18 protein-coding genes and 1 riboswitch are annotated in these 22,359 nt (G+C 39.6%); of the genes, 16 read left to right on the top strand and 2 right to left on the bottom strand.

Annotated features, from left to right (window positions below; translation table 11 throughout):
• Positions 1-51: 51 nt before the first annotated feature.
• Positions 52-1,092 (top strand): phenylalanine--tRNA ligase subunit alpha, encoded by a 1,041-nt coding sequence (gene pheS, locus ACHUFV_RS08660; protein ID WP_394233171.1) that lies wholly within the window; start codon positions 52-54, stop codon positions 1,090-1,092.
• Positions 1,093-1,141: 49 nt separating this feature from the next.
• Positions 1,142-3,556 carry a phenylalanine--tRNA ligase subunit beta gene (pheT, locus tag ACHUFV_RS08655; protein WP_394233170.1) on the top strand — a complete coding sequence of 805 codons (2,415 nt, stop codon included), beginning with the start codon at positions 1,142-1,144 and terminating at the stop codon, positions 3,554-3,556.
• Positions 3,557-3,613: 57 nt separating this feature from the next.
• Here the strand turns inward: pheT and rnhC are convergent, their stop codons facing one another.
• Complete coding sequence (rnhC, locus tag ACHUFV_RS08650; RefSeq protein ID WP_394233169.1) at positions 3,614-4,561, bottom strand: ribonuclease HIII; 948 nt, start codon at positions 4,559-4,561, stop codon at positions 3,614-3,616.
• A 143-nt stretch (positions 4,562-4,704) separates the two neighbouring features.
• On the opposite strand from rnhC, the gene zapA reads away from it, so the two are divergent.
• From zapA to ACHUFV_RS08590, 12 genes are all read left to right on the top strand, one after another.
• Positions 4,705-4,965 carry a cell division protein ZapA gene (gene zapA / locus ACHUFV_RS08645; RefSeq protein WP_394233168.1) on the top strand — a complete coding sequence of 87 codons (261 nt, stop codon included), beginning with the start codon at positions 4,705-4,707 and terminating at the stop codon, positions 4,963-4,965.
• A 7-nt stretch (positions 4,966-4,972) separates the two neighbouring features.
• Entirely contained in the window at positions 4,973-5,518 is a 546-nt protein-coding gene (locus ACHUFV_RS08640) for a CvpA family protein (protein WP_394233167.1), read from the top strand.
• 74 nt (positions 5,519-5,592) lie between these two features.
• Positions 5,593-7,305 carry a DNA polymerase/3'-5' exonuclease PolX gene (gene polX, locus ACHUFV_RS08635; RefSeq protein WP_394233166.1) on the top strand — a complete coding sequence of 571 codons (1,713 nt, stop codon included), beginning with the start codon at positions 5,593-5,595 and terminating at the stop codon, positions 7,303-7,305.
• A 49-nt stretch (positions 7,306-7,354) separates the two neighbouring features.
• The gene (locus ACHUFV_RS08630; protein ID WP_394233165.1) at positions 7,355-9,712 is read left to right on the top strand and encodes an endonuclease MutS2; all 2,358 of its coding nucleotides are present in this window, start codon (positions 7,355-7,357) and stop codon (positions 9,710-9,712) included.
• A 17-nt stretch (positions 9,713-9,729) separates the two neighbouring features.
• Complete coding sequence (locus ACHUFV_RS08625) at positions 9,730-10,137, top strand: DUF350 domain-containing protein (RefSeq protein WP_394233164.1); 408 nt, start codon at positions 9,730-9,732, stop codon at positions 10,135-10,137.
• A 296-nt stretch (positions 10,138-10,433) separates the two neighbouring features.
• Positions 10,434-12,134 (top strand): AMP-binding protein, encoded by a 1,701-nt coding sequence (locus ACHUFV_RS08620; RefSeq protein ID WP_394233163.1) that lies wholly within the window; start codon positions 10,434-10,436, stop codon positions 12,132-12,134.
• A 168-nt stretch (positions 12,135-12,302) separates the two neighbouring features.
• On the top strand, positions 12,303-13,076 hold the full coding sequence (locus ACHUFV_RS08615; RefSeq protein WP_394233162.1) for an enoyl-CoA hydratase: 774 nt from the start codon (positions 12,303-12,305) through the stop codon (positions 13,074-13,076).
• A 91-nt stretch (positions 13,077-13,167) separates the two neighbouring features.
• A complete protein-coding gene (locus tag ACHUFV_RS08610) occupies positions 13,168-13,941 on the top strand; it encodes an electron transfer flavoprotein subunit beta/FixA family protein (protein ID WP_394233161.1) in 774 nt (257 codons plus the stop codon).
• Positions 13,942-13,983: 42 nt separating this feature from the next.
• Complete coding sequence (locus ACHUFV_RS08605; RefSeq protein ID WP_394233160.1) at positions 13,984-14,961, top strand: electron transfer flavoprotein subunit alpha/FixB family protein; 978 nt, start codon at positions 13,984-13,986, stop codon at positions 14,959-14,961.
• Positions 14,962-15,123: 162 nt separating this feature from the next.
• Positions 15,124-15,438 carry a thioredoxin gene (gene trxA / locus ACHUFV_RS08600; RefSeq protein WP_394233159.1) on the top strand — a complete coding sequence of 105 codons (315 nt, stop codon included), beginning with the start codon at positions 15,124-15,126 and terminating at the stop codon, positions 15,436-15,438.
• Positions 15,439-15,598: 160 nt separating this feature from the next.
• A complete protein-coding gene (uvrC, locus tag ACHUFV_RS08595; protein WP_394233158.1) occupies positions 15,599-17,371 on the top strand; it encodes an excinuclease ABC subunit UvrC in 1,773 nt (590 codons plus the stop codon).
• A 72-nt stretch (positions 17,372-17,443) separates the two neighbouring features.
• Positions 17,444-17,621: riboswitch (Lysine riboswitch) on the top strand.
• Positions 17,622-17,786: 165 nt separating this feature from the next.
• Positions 17,787-19,013, top strand: coding sequence for an aspartate kinase (locus tag ACHUFV_RS08590; protein ID WP_394233157.1), 1,227 nt, complete (start codon positions 17,787-17,789; stop codon positions 19,011-19,013).
• Positions 19,014-19,056: 43 nt separating this feature from the next.
• Here the strand turns inward: ACHUFV_RS08590 and ACHUFV_RS08585 are convergent, their stop codons facing one another.
• Positions 19,057-19,521: a YslB family protein gene (locus tag ACHUFV_RS08585; RefSeq protein ID WP_394233156.1), complete on the bottom strand. Its 465-nt coding sequence runs from the start codon at positions 19,519-19,521 to the stop codon at positions 19,057-19,059.
• A gap of 378 nt (positions 19,522-19,899) precedes the next feature.
• Between ACHUFV_RS08585 and ACHUFV_RS08580 the strand changes: the two genes are divergently transcribed.
• Both ACHUFV_RS08580 and sdhA read left to right on the top strand, forming a co-directional pair.
• Entirely contained in the window at positions 19,900-20,508 is a 609-nt protein-coding gene (locus ACHUFV_RS08580) for a succinate dehydrogenase cytochrome b558 subunit (protein WP_394233155.1), read from the top strand.
• A 72-nt stretch (positions 20,509-20,580) separates the two neighbouring features.
• Complete coding sequence (sdhA, locus tag ACHUFV_RS08575; RefSeq protein WP_394233154.1) at positions 20,581-22,335, top strand: succinate dehydrogenase flavoprotein subunit; 1,755 nt, start codon at positions 20,581-20,583, stop codon at positions 22,333-22,335.
• Positions 22,336-22,359: the final 24 nt, after the last annotated feature.

The raw sequence follows: 22,359 nt of genomic DNA, 5'->3' as shown, positions 1-22,359 counted from the left end.
GAAACTCTCTCTAAACTGATGGGTTTTTTTAAACAAAAGGAGGAATTTGTAATGCAGGAACGTTTACAAGAACTGCAGGCTGAGGCGCTGGAAAAGATAGCAGCTGCAGCAAGCTTGAAAGAGCTGAATGATATTCGTGTTGCTTATTTAGGTAAGAAAGGGCCAATTACAGAAGTGTTACGCGGGATGGGTAAGCTTTCCGCTGAAGAGCGTCCAAAAATGGGTGCACTGGTGAATGTTGTTCGTGAAACGATTACAACACAAATTGAAGAAAAGCAAGTGGTGCTTGAGGAAGAAGCAGTCAATGCTAAGCTTTCTGAAGAGACAATTGATGTAACACTTCCTGCGAGACCTGTTAAGCGGGGGAATCACCACGCGCTAACACGTATTGTTGAGGAAATCGAAGATATCTTCATTGGTATGGGTTATCAAGTTGCAGAAGGTCCTGAAGTGGAGACAGATTATTATAACTTCGAAGCATTAAATTTACCGAAGAGCCACCCTGCTCGTGATATGCAGGATTCCTTCTATATTACTGAAGAAATCTTAATGCGTACACACACATCTCCGGTTCAAGCAAGAACGATGGAAAAGCATAAAGGCCAAGGTCCTGTGAAAATCATCTGTCCGGGGAAAGTATACCGCCGTGATAACGATGATGCGACACATTCACATCAATTTATGCAAATTGAAGGGTTAGTCATTGATGAAAATATTTCAATGAGTGATTTAAAAGGAACGCTTGAGGTCTTTTTGAAAAAGGTATTTGGTCAGGATCGTGAAATTCGTCTACGTCCAAGTTTCTTCCCGTTCACAGAGCCATCTGTTGAAGTGGATATTTCTTGTAAAATCTGTAAAGGGTCAGGCTGCAGTGTATGTAAACAAACAGGCTGGATTGAAGTGCTTGGTTCAGGGATCGTCCATCCGAATGTACTTGAAATGGCTGGTTTTGATTCGAAGAAGTACTCTGGCTTTGCCTTCGGTATTGGTGTGGAACGGATAGCTATGCTGAAATATGGCGTAGATGATATCCGTCATTATTACACAAATGACATTCGTTTCTTAAAGCAATTTGACCATTATGAATCATAAAAGATTGATGATAGGCATTGAACGTTTTATCTAATAAAGGAGGATTATCATGTTTGTTTCATATAAATGGCTGCAGGACTATGTAGACCTGTCTGGAATTAGTGCTGCCGAGCTTGCAGATAAAATAACGAAAAGCGGTATTGAAGTTGAAGGTGTAGAAAAGAAAAGTGAAGGTTTAAAGGGTGTTGTCATTGGTCACGTTTTAGAATGTGAACAGCATCCAAATGCCGATAAATTAAATAAGTGCTTAGTTGATATTGGTGCAGGAGAGCCCGTTCAGATTATTTGCGGGGCACCGAATGTCGGTAAAGGTCAAAAGGTTGCTGTTGCAACAGTTGGTGCAGTTCTTCCAGGTAACTTTAAAATTAAAAAAGCAAAGCTGCGCGGGGAAGAGTCAAATGGAATGATTTGTTCGCTTCAGGAGCTTGGGATTGAATCTAAGTTAGTGGCAAAGGAATTTTCAGTTGGTATTTTTAATTTCCCTCAAGATGCTGTTGTCGGTGAAGATGCTCTTTCTGCGCTTGGGCTAGACGATGAAATTCTTGAATTAAGTCTTACTCCAAACCGCTCCGATGCTTTAAGTATGTTAGGTGTAGCCTATGAAGTAGCGGCTATTCTTGGCCGTGAGGTGAAGTGGCCTGAAACAGATAAGGAAGAAGCATCTGAGAAAGCATCTGATTACATTAATGTAAAAGTAGAAGCACCTGAGGATAATCCGTTATATATTGCTAAGGTAGTTAAAGATGTAAAAATCGGTCCATCTCCATTATGGATGCAGACTCGTCTGATGAATGCCGGCATTCGCCCGCATAATAATGTTGTGGATATCACGAATTATATTTTACTTGAATATGGCCAGCCGCTACATGCGTTTGATTATGACCGTCTTGGCTCAAAAGAGATTGTCGTGCGCAGAGCAAAGGATGAGGAAAAAATCACTACACTTGATGAGGCAGAACGTACGTTAACAGCAGATCATCTTGTGATTACTAACGGAAAAGAACCTGTCGCAATTGCAGGAGTTATGGGCGGCGCCGATTCTGAGGTTAAAGATGATACAACAAATGTTATCATCGAAGCAGCCTATTTTGCAGGTACAGTCGTTCGTAAAGGCTCTAAAGACCATGGCTTACGAAGTGAAGCAAGTGCCCGTTTCGAAAAAGGTGTGGATCCTGCACGAGTACGTGAGGCTGGTGAACGTGCTGCTAAGCTGATGGCTGAATATGCAGGTGGAACAATCTTAGAAGGTACTGTTGAATTTAATGACTTGAGAATTGAGCCTGCGGTGGTTTCCATTACACTTGATAAAATCAACACGTCAATTGGTGCCAATATAAGCTCAAATCAAGTACTTGATATTTTCACTCGCTTGCAATTTGATGTGAAGGTAGATGGTGAAACCTTCATTGTGACAGTTCCAACTCGTCGCGGTGATATTACGATTGAAGCTGATTTAGTAGAAGAAATTGCCCGTCTATATGGTTATGACAATATTCCTTCCACACTTCCGGTTGGTACTGCTACACCAGGCAGATTAACGGATTATCAACAAAAGCGTCGAATAGCACGACGTACACTAGAGGGAGCAGGTCTATACCAAGCAATTACCTACTCATTGACAAGTCTTGAAAAAGCAGCACAGTTCTCATTAGAACAGAGTGAATCGATTCGACTTGCCATGCCGATGAGTGAAGAACGCAGTCAGCTTCGATTGAGTATCCTACCACAGCTATTAGAGGTGGTTAAGTATAACCAGGCCCGCCAAATTGATTCTGTAGCTTTATATGAAATTGGATCTGTCTTCCTAAAGCAAGGAGAAAACCAGCTTCCAAACGAGAGAGAGCATGTTGCCGGTGCTATTACAGGTCTATGGGAAGCACATCTATGGCAGGGTGAGAAAAAGCCGGTTGATTTCTATGTAGTAAAAGGTGTGCTAGAAGCATTATGTGATTCACTTGGTATTACAGAAAAAATCTCGTATCGCCAAGCAGTAATCAAGGATATGCACCCTGGACGTACTGCAGAGGTTTTATTGAATGATGAAGTCATTGGCTTTATCGGTCAAGTCCATCCAACTGTGCAAAAGGATTATGATATTAAAGAAACATATGTATTTGAACTATCCTTTAAAGCTCTTGCTGAGGCTGACGTTGAACCGATTGCCTATGAAATGATTCCACGTTACCCTTCTATTACACGAGACATTGCGCTTGTTGTTGATAAAGAGAAATCAGCAGGGGAATTGGAAAGTATTATAACAGAAGCTGGTGGATCATTATTAAAAGAAGTTCATCTTTTTGATTTATATGAAGGTGAACATATGGAAGCGGGCAAAAAATCACTTGCTTTCTCTTTAAAATATTTCGATCCAGAGCGTACGTTAACGGATGAAGATATCACAAAGGCTCATGATAAGGTCTTGAATGCCGTAGAAGAGCAGGCTGGAGCCGTACTACGCAGTTAAAATAAAAATATGTCAAAAAACCTCCGCCATTTTACAATGGGTGGAGGTTTTTTGACATCATTTGCTTTTTCGTAATAAATTCATTGCTTTTTCAGTATTAGCAAAATGCAGCTTTACGTAGGATGGAAGAACCTCCTTCCCTTTTTCCTTTATCAATCTTGCCGCGGCAACGTCGACCTGAGAACCAGCGCCTTTAGGGATTTTAAAGCCTGCTGCTTTGCTTAATTTTTCAAAATGCTGGACAAAAGCATGTCTTGCAATAATCGAAGCAGCAGCAACAGCCAGGTGGATTCCTTCCGCTTTTGTACTAAAATAGACATTTTCTTTATGAATGACTTTTTGTCCTGATAAGTACTTAAAGTACACTTCCTCTTTGGCGAACTGGTCAATTAAAATAGCTTCAGGCTTTTCAGGAGCCAGTTTTTCCAGCAGGTGGCCAATCGCTTGATTATGAAGGAGGGCTTTCATTTTCCCTTGAGACATCCCTGATGACTGTAGTTTATTGTATTTTACATTATGTAAAACCAATAGGCTATATGGTAAAAATTTTATTAACTGCTTTGCAATAGTAGATATTTTCTCGTCAGTAAGGTTTTTGGAATCCTGCACGCCAATTTCCTTTAATAATGGCATGTCTTCTTTTCTGACGTAGGCCGCACAAACTGTGATTGGCCCAAAAAAGTCTCCGGTCCCTACTTCATCGGAACCGATGGCAGACAAGCTGCTAATATTGTTTGGCAGGCTGGCAGAAATCTTTGGTGTGGCTGGTGTCTTTGCTTTGGTTTCCGTTTTTTCAACAGCATCAGACCCCCATTTTCGTGCTTCTTCATTACATCCGCTACCTTGGAAAAGAACTTTCCCAGATTTATAGGCTGTAATCGTACATTGCGGTGTTTTGGCTGAAAATAACCCTCCAGGCGGTGCTTTTCCTGTTAAATTGTTTTGATAGTACTCCATCATTTTTCTCATTTCCTGACTGCTTAGCTTTAGGACGACATTGCTCAAAAGACTCACTCCTTATCTATTCATCAGACCCATTAAGACGTAATTTGACATTCTTCAACTCAAACTTACATTTCTTTCTTTTCACTGTTTTCTGTTCATGTTATCATTATGATTAGGATTCTTTTCGAATGGAGGCATGCAGCTTGTCACAGACCAAAAAAAATCGCATAACTGTTGATATTTACGGAGTAACGTATGTTATTATCGGCACTGAGAGCCCAAGCCATATACACCAGGTTGCTTCAATGGTAGATGGAAAAATGCGCGAAATTAACTCCATGAATCCTTCTCTCGGTACCAATAAATTGGCCGTTTTAACAGCTATAAATGCTGTTAATGACTATCTTAACTTAAAGAAGCAAGTTGAACGTTTAGAAGAAGAATTAAAACGAGTAAAGGACTGAAAAAGTCATGTTAGACCTAGCTGTACTCATTATTTTATTTTTTGGATTTTTAGTAGGGTTAAAGAGAGGGTTTATCCTCCAGCTTGTTCACCTTACAGGATTTATTATTGCATTTATCGTTGCTTATTTGTACTATGATCAGCTTGCGCCAAGATTAACTCTCTGGATTCCATTTCCCAATCTTGACATGAATTCTACATACTCTATGCTATTTGAAAATGCAAATTTAGAAGATGCTTATTATCGCGCCATTGCATTTGTCGTGATTTTTTTTGCTGTGAAAATCTTATTGCAAATTATCGGAAGTATGTTGGATTTTATTGCCCAAATTCCGATCCTAAAGCAATTAAATATTTGGGCAGGCGGGATTTTGGGCTTTACTGAAGTTTATCTTATCATGTTTATTATATTATTTATAGCAGCACTCCTGCCAATCGAATCGATTCAAACATCACTAACGCATTCAGTGCTTGCAGAATTCATTGTAAAGCAAACTCCAATCCTATCACAGCATATTCAAGATTTATGGATACAAGCCCCGTCGGTGAAATAACTTCTCTTTCGAGAGAAGTTTTCTTTTTAAGGGAATAATAAGAAGAAAAGGGATGAGCCTTTAGGTGAAGAAGGATGACAATGAATAAAAAAGAAATGGTTCGTTTATTAGAGACGATTGCTATTTATATGGAATTAAAAGGAGAAAATACGTTTAAAGTTTCTGCATTCAGAAAGGCAGCCCAAGCCCTGGAAACACATGAAGCAGATTTGGCTGACATAACAGACTTTACCGCCTTACCGGGAATTGGCAAGGGAACTGCAGCTGTTATTGAGGAATACATGCGAGATGGAAAGTCCTCGGTTTTAAAAGAGCTGCAGGAGGAGGTTCCAAAAGGTTTAATTCCACTCTTGCAGCTGCCTGGCTTAGGAGGTAAAAAGATTGCCAGGCTGTATAAGGAACTGGGGATTGAAAATGTCAAGGACTTGGAGAACGCGTGCCGGAATCATAAGATTCAAGGATTAACCGGTTTTGGGAAAAAATCTGAAGAAAACATCCTGCATGCAATCCTGCAGGCCGGTGGCAGACCGGATCGGCTTCCGCTTGCGTTTATGCTGCCATTAGCGGAAAAGATTGAAGCGGCGTTGGAACAAATGGAGGAAGTTGTTAAATTTTCTCGGGCAGGCAGCTTACGAAGAATAAAAGAAACGATTAAGGATTTGGATTTTATTATCGCTACGGAAAAGCCATTAGTGGTTAAGGATCAACTGTTAAAAATGGCAGATATAAAGGATATCATTGCTGCAGGTGATACAAAGGTATCCATTGTACTGGATAATGGATATGATGTATCTATTGATTTCAGATTGGTTCGGCCGGAGGAATTTGCCACCACATTACATCATTTTACCGGATCAAAGGAACATAATGTACGAATGAGACAGCTTGCAAAAGCAAGAGGTGAAAAAATTAGTGAATATGGAGTTCAAACTGAGAATGGTGCTGTTTTGACTTTTACATCTGAAGCTGATTTTTATGCACATTTTGGTCTACCGTTCATCCCGCCTGAGATGAGAGAAGATGGGAAAGAAGTAGATGAATATAAAGAAGATTACGGGTTGATTTCTCTCTCCGATATAAAAGGGGATCTTCATATGCATACGACCTGGAGTGATGGCGCTCATTCAATTGAAGAAATGGTGGAGGCCTGCAGGGCTAAAGGTTATCAATATATGGCGATTACCGATCATTCTCAATTTTTAAAGGTAGCAAACGGACTAACACCTGACCGTCTGAGAAAACAAAAGGAAGAAATTCACCGGTTAAATGAGAAATATGAGGATATTACGATTCTAGCCGGAGTAGAAATGGATATTTTACCAGACGGTTCGTTAGATTACGATGATCAATTGTTAGAGGAAATGGATTTTGTCATCGCCTCCATTCATTCAGCTTTTTCTCAAGCGCAGGAAAAAATTATGGAGCGGCTAAAAACAGCTTTATTCAATGCAAATGTAGATTTGATTGCCCATCCGACAGGAAGAAAGATTGGAAAGAGAGAGGGCTATCCAGTCGATATGGATTTGCTTATTGAATTAGCAAAAGAAACGAACACGGCTTTAGAGTTAAACGCAAATCCAAATCGGCTTGACTTATCTGCTGACCATATTCAAAAGGCACAGGAAGCAGGAGTTAAACTAATGATTAATACGGATGCCCATAAGAGAGAAACACTTGCCCATATGAAAATTGGTGTTTCGACAGCCCAAAAGGGTTGGATTAAAAAAACAACTGTATTAAATACATGGGACATTCAAGAATTCATGGATTATCTTAAAGAACGGTAATTATGGAAGGCTTATTGCGCTTTCTAATATAGAGGGAGGAAATATCTCCATGCAGCAAAAGGTATTAAAAGTACTAGAATTTGATAAAGTGAAGGCGCAGCTACTTGAGCATGTATCTTCATCATTAGGAAGAGAACAGGCTGAGAAGCTGGTGCCTTCATTAGATTTTGAAGAGGTTGTACAAAGACAGGAAGAAACAGATGAAGCAGCAAAGGTGTTCCGAATTAAAGCAACTATTCCGTTAGGCGGGATATTTGATATACGTCCTCATATAAAACGTGCGGTAATTGGGGGCATGCTTAGTTCACATGAATTAATGCAGGTTGCCAGCACGGTCCATGCAAGTAGACAAATGAAAAGGTTTATTGAAGAATTTTCAGAGGAGGATGGAGAGATTCCGCTTCTGATGGAAAAGGCAAGCCGGATTATTGTTCTTGCTGATTTAGAACAATCGATTAAAAATGCGATTGATGATAACGGGGAAGTTCTAGACAGTGCAAGTGATACACTCCGGTCACTCAGAAATCAGCTTCGTTCGAAAGAGGCTAGGGTAAGGGAACGCTTAGAAAGCATGATTCGCTCATCCAATGCTCAGAAAATGCTTTCTGACGCAATCATCACCATTCGTAATGATCGATTTGTTATTCCAGTAAAGCAGGAATATCGTGCACATTACGGCGGAACGATCCACGACCAAAGTTCTTCAGGACAAACGCTTTTCATTGAGCCGCAGGCAATTGTCGAGTTAAATAATGATATTCAGAACATTCGTGTTAAGGAACAACAAGAAATAGAGCGTATTCTCATCATGCTTTCTGCTCAAACAGGTGAGCATAGCTTTGAACTTGAAACGATTGTGGAGGTTCTTGCAGATGTAGACTTTATGTTTGCCAAGGCACGTTATAGTAATAGGATTAAAGCAACGAAGCCATTGATGAATCATGAAGGACGAATTTCCTTAGTCAAGGCACGCCACCCATTAATTCCTATTGATGAAGTCGTAGCGAACGATGTTACGTTAGGGAAGGATTATACAACGATTGTTATTACAGGTCCTAATACAGGCGGAAAAACGGTTACTTTAAAAACGGTTGGTCTTTGCACGTTAATGGCGCAGGCAGGTTTGCAGATTCCGGCATTGGATGGATCAGAATTGGCCGTTTTTGGGGCTGTTTATGCAGATATCGGTGATGAACAATCCATAGAACAGAGCTTAAGTACATTTTCCTCTCATATGGTCAATATTGTTGAAATTTTAAAAAGTGTAGACTTTGAAAGCCTCGTGTTATTTGACGAGCTAGGTGCCGGAACGGACCCGCAGGAGGGTGCAGCACTAGCGATTTCTATTTTAGATGAGGTTAATAGAAGGGGAGCTCGGGTTATTGCTACAACCCATTATCCTGAATTAAAGGCGTATGGCTATAATCGAGAAGGAGTTGTCAACGCCAGCGTCGAATTTGATATTGAAACACTAAGTCCAACCTATCGATTATTGATCGGTGTTCCTGGAAGAAGTAATGCGTTCGAAATTTCTAAGCGGCTTGGATTAAGTGACAACGTGATTGAGAAAGCTCGTTCATTTGTCAGTACAGACAGCCATCAGGTTGAAAATATGATTGCTTCCTTAGAGGAGAGCAAGCGACAAGCGGAAAAAGAATTACAAGAAGCAAATGTGATTCTGAAAAACGCAGAAATGCTGCAAAAAGATCTACAAAAGCAAATGATTGAGTACTACGAGACGAAAGACTCTTTATATGATAAGGCAACTGATGAAGCACGTGATATTATTGAAAAAGCAAAAAGAGAAGCAGAAGGCGTCATACATGACCTAAGAAAAATGCGTCATGAAAAGCATGCCGAAATAAAAGAACATGAATTAATTGATGCACAAAGAAAATTAAGCGAAGCCGCTCCAAAGGAAAGAAAATCAAGGGCATTAACTGCAAAGCAAACAAAAAAACATGTGTACCAGCCTGGTGACGAGGTAAAAGTATTAAGCTTCGATCAAAAAGGAACATTGCTTGAGAAAGTGTCATCAGATACGTGGCAGGTCCAAATAGGGATATTAAAGATGAAGGTCGAGGAAAAGGATCTCGAGTACATTAAGACACCGAAAATAGTGGAAACAAAACCGTTGGCCACGGTCAGAGGAAAGGATTTTCATGTGAGTCTTGAGTTGGACTTGCGTGGTGAAAGATATGAGAATGCACTTTCCAGGGTTGAGAAGTATATTGATGATGCATTACTTGCAGCTTATCCTCGCGTCTCGATTATTCATGGAAAGGGAACGGGAGCTTTACGGCAGGGTGTACAGGAATATTTACGAAATCATCGGGCAGTTAAAAATATACGTTTTGGCGATCATGGAGAAGGCGGTACCGGGGTCACGATAGTAGAGTTTAAATAACGGGCGGTGAGGCTTTCATGAATCAGTTTTGGGAGAACCAATATGTTGAAACAGCTGCTAATTACAGTGTTGTAATACTTTGTATCATTGTGTTCCTAGCTATTTTTGAACTGGTGACAAAGTATAAAAATTGGACAGAAATAAAAAAGGGAAATTTGGCAGTCGCAATGGCAACCGGGGGAAAAATATTTGGCATCACCAATATTTTCCGTTTCTCTATTGAACATAACAATAGTTTGCTTACAATGGTTGGATGGGGAGTGTTTGGATTCCTTCTTCTGCTAGTTGGTTATTTTATTTTTGAATTTTTAACACCAACCTTCAAAATTGATGAAGAAATTGAACATGATAACAGAGCTGTCGGCTTAATCTCGATGGTTATTTCGATTGGGCTGTCCTACGTCATTGGAGCAAGTATTACGTAAAGGGAGAGCATAAAGTGGAAAAACTTGCAAAAATACTATTGATTTGCTGTGGTATTTTTTTCTTAATCGGGATTATCTATCTAGTATTTTTTAGCTAATGGAAAACGAACCTGAGTCTTTCAGGTTCGTTTTTTTTATGTTCTAATTCACACCAAAAAAACTATATATATAAGTGAAGCCTCCGGCGGATGTCTCGTATTTTTACTGATAGTTTATTGAGCGAGCTCGATAATAATCCGGACGCAAATTCGACAGGCGAATTTGAATTAGCTTTGTCATGAGGAAGGAGGGGCATCATGAGTGAAAGGCCATGGCTTCAACTATATCCGGAGGAGATCCCGCCACAATTATCTTACGAACATAAGCCGCTTCAATATTATTTGAAAAGAGCAGCAACTGAATTTCCAACTAAAAAAGCCGTACATTTCTTAGGTAAGGAATTTACGTTTCAATATATATATGAGTCTGCAGTGAAGCTAGCAGCTTATCTACAGTCAATAGGAATTGAAAAAGGCGATCGTGCAGCCATTATGCTTCCTAATTGTCCACAGGCAGTGATTTCCTTCTACGGCATTTTAATGGCCGGAGGGATCGTCGTTGAAACCAACCCGCTATATACTGAACGTGAACTACAGTACCAATTGAAGGACTCCGGAACCAAATTAATTATTACCCTTGATATTTTATATCCCAGAGTAACAAAGGTGAAAGCAAGTACAGATCTTCAGCATATCGTTGTAACCGCTATTAAGGATTTCCTTCCCTTCCCGAAGAACATCATCTATCCATTTCTCCAGAAAAAACAATATGGAATCGTTGTGAATGTAAAGCATGAGAATCATAACCATTTATTTAAAGAAATTTTAAAAGGCCCAAAAACATCTTATAAAGAAAATGAGCTGCACGATGAAGAGGATATTGCTCTCCTTCAATATACGGGAGGGACAACGGGATTCCCTAAAGGAGTCATGTTATCTCATAAAAATCTTGTTGCAAATGGTTCGATGTGTTCTGCGTGGCTGTATAAATGTAAGCGAGGAGAGGAAATCATCCTCGGGATTATTCCATTTTTCCACGTGTATGGAATCACAACGTTAATGATACTTGCTGTTTTGGAAGCATATAAAATGGTGCTGCTACCGAGGTTTGACGCTGAAATGACGTTAAAGACCATTCATAAACAACGTCCAACCTTATTCCCGGGAGCGCCAACCATCTACATTGGACTCTTAAACCATCCTGATTTTAAAAAATACGATTTATCCTCTATAGATTCCTGTCTTAGTGGCTCAGCACCGTTACCGGTTGAGGTACAACAGCGATTTGAGCAGGAAACAGGGGGAAAGCTTGTGGAAGGCTATGGACTGACAGAAGCATCTCCGGTTACCCATGCAAATTTCTTATGGGGTCCCAGAAAAAAAGGAAGTATTGGGGTACCTTGGCCTGATACAGATTGTAAAGTAATATCAATGGAAAATGGGGAACCGCTTCAACCTGGGGAAATTGGAGAAATCATCATAAAAGGCCCGCAGATTATGAGGGGATATTGGAATAAACCAGAAGAAACAGAGCATATCCTACAAGATGGCTGGCTTTTCACTGGTGATCTCGGATATATGGATGAAGAAGGGCTTTTCTATGTGGTCGACCGGAAAAAGGATATGATTATTGCAGGTGGGTTTAACGTATATCCAAGGGAGGTCGAGGAAGTACTTTACGAACATCCATTAATACAGGAGGTAGTCGTTGCAGGCGTCCCTGATTCGTATCGCGGTGAAACCGTAAAAGCGTATATTGTACTGAAAAAAGGCGCCTTTGTGACAGAGCAGGAGCTTAATGAGTTTTCAAGAAAACAGCTTGCCGCTTATAAAGTTCCAAGAATATATGAATTTCGTAATGAACTGCCAAAAAGTACCGTTGGGAAAATTTTACGCAGGGTGTTAATTGATGAGGAAAGAAATAAACTTGAACATTTTGAGGACAATGAAAAGGATTGATAAAAGCCGGGATACCGGCTTCTTATCGTGATTGAAGCTGAAACACATAGATATATATGTTTGAAAATTCTGTTAATAGAAGGAAAAGAGTAAATAATATCGAAATGATGTAATGACCGTCTAAAGCCAATTGTCTAAGGAAAAAGGATACGTTAGGTGGTGTCAAAAATGGAGAATGTAAAGTGGAGTTATCAAGATAGAGTTGCGAAGATTACGCTACATCGGCCGCCTGCAAATGCACTATCTTCAAGCACACTCAGGGAACTCGCAGCCGTTCTGGATGAAATTGAAAAAAACGCTGAAATAAGAGCTGTGATTATTCACGGAGAAGGTCGCTTTTTTTCTGCAGGTGCTGATATTAAAGAGTTTACTAGTATAGAATCTAGTGAACAATTTGTTCAATATGGCAAATATGGGCAAGCATTATTTGAGAGAATAGAAACCTTTTCCAAACCAATCATTGCGGCTATTCATGGCGCTGCACTGGGAGGGGGACTGGAGTTAGCGATGGCCTGCCATATTAGAATGACAGCTGAGGATGCAAAGTTTGCCTTGCCGGAGCTGCAGCTTGGATTAATTCCGGGATTTGCCGGCTCACAGAGGCTCCCTCGATATGTTGGGACGGCACGGGCAGCTGAAATGCTATTGACAAGTCAAACGATAACTGGAAAAGAAGCGGTTCAATACGGATTAGCTAATCATGCTTTCCCTGAAAGGGAGTTGCTTGGTAAAACGGAGGAAATGGCTAAATTAATTGCAAAGAAAAGTCCAGCCTCTATAAAAGCAATCCTTACGCTATTAAACGCTGCAAAAACAAACGAGTATTATGCTGGAGTTGAAAAAGAAGCGGAGCTCTTTGGTGAAGTGTTTGCTAGCAACGATGCGAAAGAGGGTATTTCTGCTTTTATCGAAAAAAGAGAACCTATGTTTAAAGGAACCTAACAGTGAAGCTCCACTTTATGTCTTGTATGCGTACATCACTTATAACTGATAGTTTGGATTGAAAAAATAATAAAATTAGGAGGCATTTCATTTGAACATATATGTCTTAATGAAAAGAACATTTGATACGGAAGAGAAAATCACTCTTTCCGCTTGCTGTATTAATGAGGATGGTGCTGAATTTATTATTAATCCCTATGATGAATATGCAGTAGAGGAAGCAATTCAAGTGAGAGAGGCACAGGGAGGGGAAGTAACGGTTATTTCTATCGGCAGTCAAGAGGCGGTTACTCAGCTCCGAACTGCCTTAGCGATGGGAGCAGATAAGGCGGTTCTAATCAACATAGAAGATGCTATTGAAAATGGAGATCAGTATACAACGGCGAAAATTATCGCGGAGTACTTAAAGGATAAGTCACCTGACTTAATTCTTGGCGGAAATGTAGCCATTGATGGGGGCTCAGGTCAAGTCGGTCCAAGGGTAGCAGAACTGCTCGGAATGAACTATGTAACGACAATAACAAAGCTTGATATAGATGGAACTAGAGCCACAGTCGTACGAGATGTAGAAGGTGACTCCGAAGTAATTGAAACAAATCTGCCATTATTAGTGACGGCGCAGCAGGGATTAAATGAACCGCGCTATCCTTCGTTACCAGGGATTATGAAGGCTAAGAAAAAGCCGCTTGCTGAGCTTGAATTAGATGATTTGAATCTTGAAGAGGACGATGTGGAGGCGAAAACAAAAACAATTGAAATTTTCCTTCCACCGAAAAAAGAAGCAGGCCGTATATTGGAGGGTGAGCTTGAACAGCAAGCAAAAGAACTCGTTCAACTGCTTCATAATGAAGCAAAGGTTATTTAAACAAAAAAATTGACCGTAAATACTTGGGAGGTATTCATACGTATGTCGAAAAAAGTGCTTGTACTTGGTGAAATACGTGAAGGTTCTTTACGTAATGTTTCGTTTGAAGCATTAGCAGCTGCTAAAAGAGTTGCCCAAGGAGGAGAAGTGGTAGGTGTATTAGTTGGTCAATCTGTTCATGCTTTAGGAAATGAATTGATTCATTGTGGAGCAGATCGAGCTGTTATTGTTGAGCATACTAATTTAGCTCAGTATACATCGGACGGTTATGCTCAAGCTCTATTAGCTGTTATTCAAGCTGTGAATCCTGATGGTATTATTTTCGGTCATACAGCCTTAGGAAAGGATTTGGCACCAAAGCTTGCCGCGAGATTAGATTCGGGTTTGATTTCCGATGTTACGGCAATTGAAGAAGCTGGTGGAAATATTATTTTTACCCGTCCCATTTATTCCGGGAAGGCCTTCGAAAGAAAATTAATTACAGAGGGTTTAACCTTTGCTACAATCCGCCCAAACAACATAGCTCCACTTGAAAAGGATGAGTCCAAATCAGGAAATATTTCCTCTTTACAGGTCGATATTAAAGACCTGCGTTCCATTATCAAAGAAGTTGTCAAAAAGGCGAGTACGGGCGTTGATTTATCTGAAGCAAAAGTAATCGTCGCCGGAGGAAGAGGTGTAAAGAGTAAAGAGGGATTTGAACCGTTACAAGAATTAGCTGCTGTCTTAGGTGGAGCAGTTGGAGCTTCCCGTGGTGCATGTGATGCAAATTATTGTGATTATTCTTTGCAAATTGGACAAACAGGAAAAGTTGTAACACCTGATTTGTACATTGCTTGCGGGATTTCCGGTGCGATTCAGCATCTTGCAGGAATGTCTAACTCTAAGGTTATTGTAGCCATTAATAAAGATCCCGATGCAAATATTTTCAATGTAGCAGACTATGGAATTGTAGGAGATTTATTTGAGGTTGTCCCATTATTGACTGAGGAATTTCGAAAGCTGCAGATTAATGCATAGAATATGGAAAAACGAACGGAATGCTATTCTGTTCGTTTTTTTGATTTAGAACGTCAATTTTTGGACATACTACCTCCGATGAAGCAAATTGTTAGCATGTTAAATCTAACGATGTTATACTTTCAATAGAAGTTTAAGTTATTCGAGGAGGAAATTGTTAAAATGGCTATTACACATGCAACTGATCAAACGTTTGCAACTGAAACCGGTTCTGGTTTAGTTCTTGTAGATTTCTGGGCTCCATGGTGCGGACCTTGTAAAATGATTGCACCGGTTCTAGAGGATCTTGATTCTGAAATCGGCGATAAAGTGAAAATCGTTAAATTAGATGTTGATGAAAACCAAGAAACAGCAGCTAAATTTGGCGTAATGAGTATTCCTACTTTAATCGTTCTAAAAGATGGCGAAGTAGTTGATAAGGTTGTTGGCTTCCAACCAAAAGAAGCACTTGCAGAGCGCTTACAACAGCAATTCTAATTAAAAGTCACTTTTACACATAGAAATACACCCCCGCTAGCTATATGTTAGCGGGGTTTTCCATTTTCTTGTTATTCCGTCATCACCATTTCCACTTGCTTAAACTTCCTTCCAACAACTAAAATGAGGATTAAAGGAAATTGAAAAGGAGGGGACACGGATGAATGATACGATCAAGAATAAACTGACACTTTTGCCTGAACAGCCCGGCTGTTATTTAATGAAAGACCGCCAAGGAACAATCATATATGTTGGCAAGGCAAAAATCCTAAAAAACCGTGTGCGGTCCTATTTCACGGGTTCCCATGATGGAAAGACATTAAGACTTGTTAATGAAATTGAGGATTTTGAATATATTGTTACATCGTCAGATATAGAAGCACTAATCCTTGAGATTAATTTAATTAAAAAATATGATCCTAAATACAATATCATGCTGAAGGATGATAAAAGCTATCCTTTTATTAAGCTGACTTCTGAAAGACACCCAAGATTAATAACAACCAGAAAAGTAAAGAAAGACAAAGGAAAATACTTTGGGCCCTATCCCAATGTGCATTCTGCAAATGAGACGAAGAAGCTGCTTGACCGCATCTATCCTCTGCGCAAGTGTTCGACACTTCCAGACCGTGTCTGCTTATATTACCATTTAGATCAGTGCCTGGCACCCTGCGTTAACACGGTAGATGAAGAAGAATACCGACGAATGACAGATGAAATTACCCGTTTTTTAAATGGCGGCTATAAAGAAATCAAAAATGAATTAACAGAAAAAATGACTGCCGCTGCTGAGGAGCTTGATTTTGAAAGGGCAAAGGAATACAGAGATCGAATTGCTCATATTGAAGCAACAATGGAAAAACAAAAAATGACTTCGACGGATTTTACTGATCGTGATGTATTTGGATATGCAGTCGATAAAGGCTGGATGTGTGTTCAAGTATTTTTTATCAGACAGGGAAAATTAATCGAACGCGATGTTTCGATGTTTCCTTTATATAATGAACCGGAAGAAGAAATCCTGAGCTACCTTGGTCAATTTTATACAAAGGACAATCACTTTAAACCAAAAGAAATTCTTGTGCCTGATACAGTATCAGCTGAAATGGCGGAGGAATTATTACAGGTAAAAGTACTGCGGCCGCAAAGAGGACAGAAAAAGGAATTAGTGAAGCTGGCATGTAAAAATGCGAAGATTGCTCTTAGCGAAAAGTTTTCGTTAATCGAACGGGACGAAGAAAGGACAATCAATGCGGTTGAACGGCTTGGACAGGCAATGGGAATTTACACTCCGCATCGAATTGAATCATTCGATAACTCTAATATACAAGGGACAAATCCCGTTTCTGCGATGATTGTCTTTATTGATGGAAAGCCGGAAAAAAGGGAATATCGGAAATACAAGATTAAAACAGTACAGGGACCGGATGATTATGAATCAATGCGGGAGGTTGTGCGCAGAAGATATACAAGGGTTCTAAAGGAAGGACTGCCATTTCCTGATTTGATCATTATTGATGGCGGAAAGGGGCATATTGAGGCAGTAAGAGATATATTGGAGAATGAATTGGGAATGGATGTACCGATTGCCGGACTGGCTAAGGATGAAAAGCATCGTACATCCCAGCTCCTATACGGAAGCCCGCTTGAAGAAATAGATTTGGCAAGAAACAGCCAGGAGTTTTATTTGCTGCAAAGAATACAGGATGAGGTCCACCGTTTTGCGATTACCTTTCACCGTCAATTAAGGGGGAAAAGTGCTTTTCAATCTGTATTAGATGACATCCCTGGCATTGGTGAGAAAAGAAAAAAACAATTGTTAAAAAAGTTTGGTTCTGTGAAAAAATTAAAGGAAGCAGCGCTGGATGATATTATTGCTGTGGGGATACCACAGAATGTTGCAAAAGCATTGCTCGATAAATTCCAAGAATAATTGTCAGTATTACGGCAATATGTTATAGTGAGTGTAACTTAACTTTATAATTTTGGCACTTTATAGTGTTGAAATGATGGTAGAGGTGCGGGCTTCATGAGTAAAAATCCGGAGAAGGATGAGCTTCTGGGAAGGATTTTAAAAGGGAAGACTGCCGAAGTAAAGAAGGGCTCATTGCTTTCTTTGCTGGTTCTGTATTGAATAAATGCAGGATTGTCAAGACACATAGTCTTGGAGAGCTATCTCATTTTGTGTGCGTATTATTGGAATAATACTGGGCAATCACAGCAATGAGGTAGATACTCATTGCTTTTTTTGTGTTGTTCAGCATTCATGACTATTATATGAATGAGCTTCTTTCACAAGATAAGCAGCTGTCTGGGAAATAAACATCATAATAGAAAGAAGGGAAATAATGGGGATTATAGTACAAAAGTTTGGTGGTACTTCGGTTGGAAGTGTAGAAAAAATTAAAAACGTTGCTGAGCGTGTAATTGAAGAGAAACAAAGAGGGAATGATGTAGTGGTCGTTGTTTCAGCCATGGGAAAAACAACCGATCAATTGGTCATGATGGCAAATGAAATATCGGAGTTTCCGAATAAACGAGAAATGGATATGCTGCTAACAACAGGTGAGCAGGTAACTATTTCCCTTTTAACCATGGCGTTAGTAGAAAAGGGGCATGCTGCTGTTTCATACACTGGCTGGCAGGCAGGAATGCTGACCGAATCGGTTCATGGGAATGCAAGAATATTAAAAATCGATACCGATCGAATTGAGCGCCCATTGAAGGAAGGAAAAATTGTTGTTGTTGCAGGGTTTCAAGGAATTACAGAAGAGGGTGAAATTACCACATTGGGCCGCGGGGGGTCGGATACAACCGCTGTTGCATTGGCCGCAGCTTTAAAGGCTGATAAATGTGATATTTATACAGATGTAACGGGAGTCTTTACAGCAGATCCGCGTTATATAAAGGATGCACGAAAGCTGGAGGCTATTTCATATGATGAAATGCTTGAACTGGCACAGCTTGGAGCAAGTGTACTGCATCCAAGGGCCGTTGAGTATGCAAAAAATTATTCTGTACCGCTTGAAGTTCGTTCAAGCACAGAGAGAGAATCAGGAACCATCATCGAGGAGGAAGTAGTAATGGAGGAAAATTTAATTGTACGCGGACTGGCATTTGAAGATCAAATTACGAGAGTAACGATTAATGGATTATCTAATTCATTAACCGGTCTTTCAGATGTATTTACAACCTTGGCTAAACACCATATTAATGTTGATATTATTATCCAAAGCTTTTCCGGTGAACATACGAATTTGTCCTTTTCCATAAAAAGTAATGACTTAAAGGAAACAATAGAGGTTTTGGAAAGCAATAAAAGCTTATTTTTATATGAAAAAATTGAGTCTGAGTCAGGGCTTGCGAAGGTATCCATTGTTGGGTCAGGAATGGTTTCGAATCCTGGTGTTGCGGCAGAAATGTTTGCCATCCTTGCTAAAGAAGGGATTCAAATAAAAATGGTCAGCACATCTGAAATTAAAGTATCAACTGTAATCGAGGATAGCCAGATGGTTCATGCTGTGGAATCCCTGCATGAAACCTTTGGTCTGTCTCACTCTACTGTTAGAGCATAAAAAAGCCTCCATCGGTGAGTAATAAACTCACTGATGGAGGTTTTTAAGAAACAATGTCTTTCTTATCCCATTTAATCGTAAAGAGTACTTTAGCGGATTTTTTTCGCGGGTGTTCAAAGGCTTCTGAAATAACCTGCTTTTGAATTTCAATCTGTTCAGCTAAAAATCCAGCTTCCAATTGAAATTGATGTGTCTGTTGGGTTTTTCTATTTTGCATACGTTTTGTAATGATGGGACTGGTTAATTCTAGCTCAAGTTCATTCTTTGATTCTTTACTAATAGTTAGAATTCCCCAGCCTGCTTTATTGAAAAAGTCAATGATTTCATCCAGGCTGTTAAGTGGGTATTTGCGTGCGAGTTTTTTCCCTGCCCAATATAAAATTTCAGCGGTGTCATCACCAAGTATTTCATGTAACAAAACTTCTCTAATTAGTTCATAACCAAATGCAGGTACCGTCTCCTCTGATTGGGTCTCTTGATGTATCTCTGCAGCCGTATTTTTACTCAATGTTCTCCCCTCTTTCTACAACTCTATTATATACAATTTTTAATTGTAGTAAGCGTATGTAATGAAAAAATAGAAATGGAAATAATATGAAAAAATGTATATTTTACTATGATTCAACAAAATAATGCATAAATTTTTGTTCTTTATAACGAATATTCTCGATATGATTGAATTTTTTAAAAAAATTGTAGTAATTACGATAATTATGTAATTCGTTTCCTTGACGCATATTTCAGTAGAGAGTAAAATGAAGTTGTCACACAATTGTAAGAAAATAAACTATTTACATTTTCTCTGGTTGAGCGTTTGCTCAAATCGAATGGGAAGAAAGCAGAAAGCCAAGAAACACTTTTAAAAAACTAAGGGGGTAAAAATGCAATGGCTGGTAATCGTGAGTTTTTTAATCGCAAATTGCATTCGTTACTAGGTGTTATACCTGTAGGATTATTCCTAACGCAGCATCTAGTTGTGAATCACTTTGCTACAAGGGGAGAAGAGGCGTTTAATAATGCTTCACACTTTATGGAAAGTCTTCCATTCAAAATCTTTTTAGAAGTTTTTATTATTTTCTTACCGTTATTATATCATGCAATTTATGGAGTCTATATTGCTTTCACTGCGAAAAACAACGCAGGCAGATACAGTTATTTCCGAAATTGGATGTTTGTGCTTCAACGTGTTACTGGTATTATAACGTTTATCTTTGTGATATGGCATGTGTGGGAAACAAGAATTGCTGCAGCGCTTGGAGCAGAGGTTAATTTCCAAATGATGGAGAATATTTTATCTAATCCACTTATGTTAGCGTTCTATATAATTGGAATTATTTCTGCCATTTTCCATTTTGCAAACGGTTTATGGTCATTCTGCATTAGCTGGGGTATTACAATGACACCAAGATCACAACAGATCTCCACTTATGTTACAATGATTATCTTTGTTGCGCTTTCAGTTGTAGGCGTACGCGCTTTATTAGCATTTGTTTAATAGATACTGAAGAAAACAGTTTGATAGATAACTAGAATTAATGTACGTATTATGGATTGGAGTGAGTTACAAATGTCGAAAGGGAAAGTTATCGTAGTCGGTGGAGGACTTGCAGGTCTAATGGCGACAACAAAAATTGCAGAATCGGGAACAGCGGTTGAATTATTTTCACTTGTACCGGTAAAACGCTCTCACTCTGTTTGTGCCCAAGGCGGTATTAATGGAGCTGTAAATACAAAAGGTGAAGGTGACTCTCCATGGGTACACTTTGATGATACAGTTTATGGAGGCGATTTCTTAGCTAACCAGCCTCCAGTTAAAGCAATGACTGACGCAGCACCGGGAATCATCCACTTATTTGACCGTATGGGGGTTATGTTTAACCGTACGCCTGAAGGTTTACTAGATTTCCGTCGTTTTGGTGGAACGCAGCACCATAGAACAGCATTCGCAGGTGCAACAACTGGACAGCAATTACTATATGCACTGGACGAGCAAGTAAGAAGCCATGAGGTGGCAGGATTAGTTACAAAGTATGAAGGCTGGGAATTATTAAGCATCGTTGTCGATGATGAAGGCGTTTGCCGTGGTATTGTAGCACAAAACCTTAAATCGATGGAAATCCAATCATTTTCTGCAGATGCTGTTATTCTAGCAACTGGCGGACCTGGAATTATCTTTGGTAAGTCTACAAACTCCGTTATTAATACTGGATCAGCTGCAGCTATCGCGTATCAGCAGGGCGTTTACTATGCAAATGGTGAGATGATTCAAATTCACCCAACTGCAATACCTGGGGATGATAAATTACGCTTAATGAGTGAATCTGCCCGCGGTGAAGGTGGACGTATCTGGACTTACAAGGATGGTAAACCGTGGTATTTCTTAGAGGAAAAATATCCAGCGTATGGAAACCTAGTTCCACGGGATATTGCAACTCGTGAAATATTCGATGTTTGTATAAATCAAAAGCTCGGAATCAATGGAGAAAACATGGTTTATTTGGACCTTTCTCATAAGGATCCACATGAACTTGATATTAAATTAGGCGGTATTATTGAAATCTATGAGAAATTTACAGGTGATGATCCTCGTAAACTTCCAATGAAAATTTTCCCTGCAGTCCACTATTCAATGGGCGGATTATGGGTTGATTATGATCAAATGACTAATATCCCAGGGCTTTTTGCTGCTGGTGAATGTGATTATTCAATGCACGGAGCTAACCGTTTAGGTGCTAACTCGTTATTATCAGCGATCTATGGCGGTATGGTTGCAGGACCAAATGCTGTTCGCTATATTAATGGCTTAGAAAAGAGCTCAGATGCTGTGCCATCTTCTTTATACGATGGATTTGTGAAGCAGGAAGAAGCGAAATGGAACAATATTATGTCCATGAATGGAACAGAGAATGCATACGTGCTTCATAAAGAATTAGGAGAATGGATGACAGCAAACGTTACTGTTGTTCGTTACAATGATAAGCTTCTTCAAACAGATCAAAAACTTGAAGAGCTTTTAGAACGCTATCAAAATATTAATATTAACGATACTGCTAAATGGAGTAACCAAGGTGCAGCGTTTACTCGCCAATTAGAGCATATGCTTCAGCTTGCACGTGTAATTACGCTTGGAGCTTATAATCGTAATGAAAGCCGCGGTGCTCACTACAAACCTGATTTCCCTGATCGTAACGATGAGGACTTCTTGAAAACAACGATGGCTAAATTCGTTGATAGTAAAACAGCACCTAAGTTCCATTATGAAGACATTGATGTATCACTTATTAAGCCTCGTAAAAGAGACTATACGAAGAGCAGCCATTAAGAGTTTCTAGCAAGAATTAATAAT

Source organism: Niallia oryzisoli (genome assembly GCF_043641075.1).
GTDB lineage: Bacteria > Bacillota > Bacilli > Bacillales > Cytobacillaceae > Bacillus_BD > Bacillus_BD oryzisoli_A.
This window is presented reverse-complemented; position numbering and strand designations above follow the sequence as displayed.

Coding starts and splice junctions, on each gene's coding strand:
- pheS (WP_394233171.1), top strand. CDS start 52: ATGCAGGAACGTTTACAAGAACTGCAGGCTGAGGCGCTGGAAAAGATA.
- ACHUFV_RS08580 (WP_394233155.1), top strand. CDS start 19,900: ATGGCTGGTAATCGTGAGTTTTTTAATCGCAAATTGCATTCGTTACTA.
- ACHUFV_RS08625 (WP_394233164.1), top strand. CDS start 9,730: ATGAATCAGTTTTGGGAGAACCAATATGTTGAAACAGCTGCTAATTAC.
- polX (WP_394233166.1), top strand. CDS start 5,593: ATGACAATGAATAAAAAAGAAATGGTTCGTTTATTAGAGACGATTGCT.
- ACHUFV_RS08640 (WP_394233167.1), top strand. CDS start 4,973: ATGTTAGACCTAGCTGTACTCATTATTTTATTTTTTGGATTTTTAGTA.
- trxA (WP_394233159.1), top strand. CDS start 15,124: ATGGCTATTACACATGCAACTGATCAAACGTTTGCAACTGAAACCGGT.
- ACHUFV_RS08630 (WP_394233165.1), top strand. CDS start 7,355: ATGCAGCAAAAGGTATTAAAAGTACTAGAATTTGATAAAGTGAAGGCG.
- sdhA (WP_394233154.1), top strand. CDS start 20,581: ATGTCGAAAGGGAAAGTTATCGTAGTCGGTGGAGGACTTGCAGGTCTA.
- ACHUFV_RS08615 (WP_394233162.1), top strand. CDS start 12,303: ATGGAGAATGTAAAGTGGAGTTATCAAGATAGAGTTGCGAAGATTACG.
- ACHUFV_RS08605 (WP_394233160.1), top strand. CDS start 13,984: ATGTCGAAAAAAGTGCTTGTACTTGGTGAAATACGTGAAGGTTCTTTA.
- uvrC (WP_394233158.1), top strand. CDS start 15,599: ATGAATGATACGATCAAGAATAAACTGACACTTTTGCCTGAACAGCCC.
- pheT (WP_394233170.1), top strand. CDS start 1,142: ATGTTTGTTTCATATAAATGGCTGCAGGACTATGTAGACCTGTCTGGA.
- ACHUFV_RS08590 (WP_394233157.1), top strand. CDS start 17,787: ATGGGGATTATAGTACAAAAGTTTGGTGGTACTTCGGTTGGAAGTGTA.
- ACHUFV_RS08620 (WP_394233163.1), top strand. CDS start 10,434: ATGAGTGAAAGGCCATGGCTTCAACTATATCCGGAGGAGATCCCGCCA.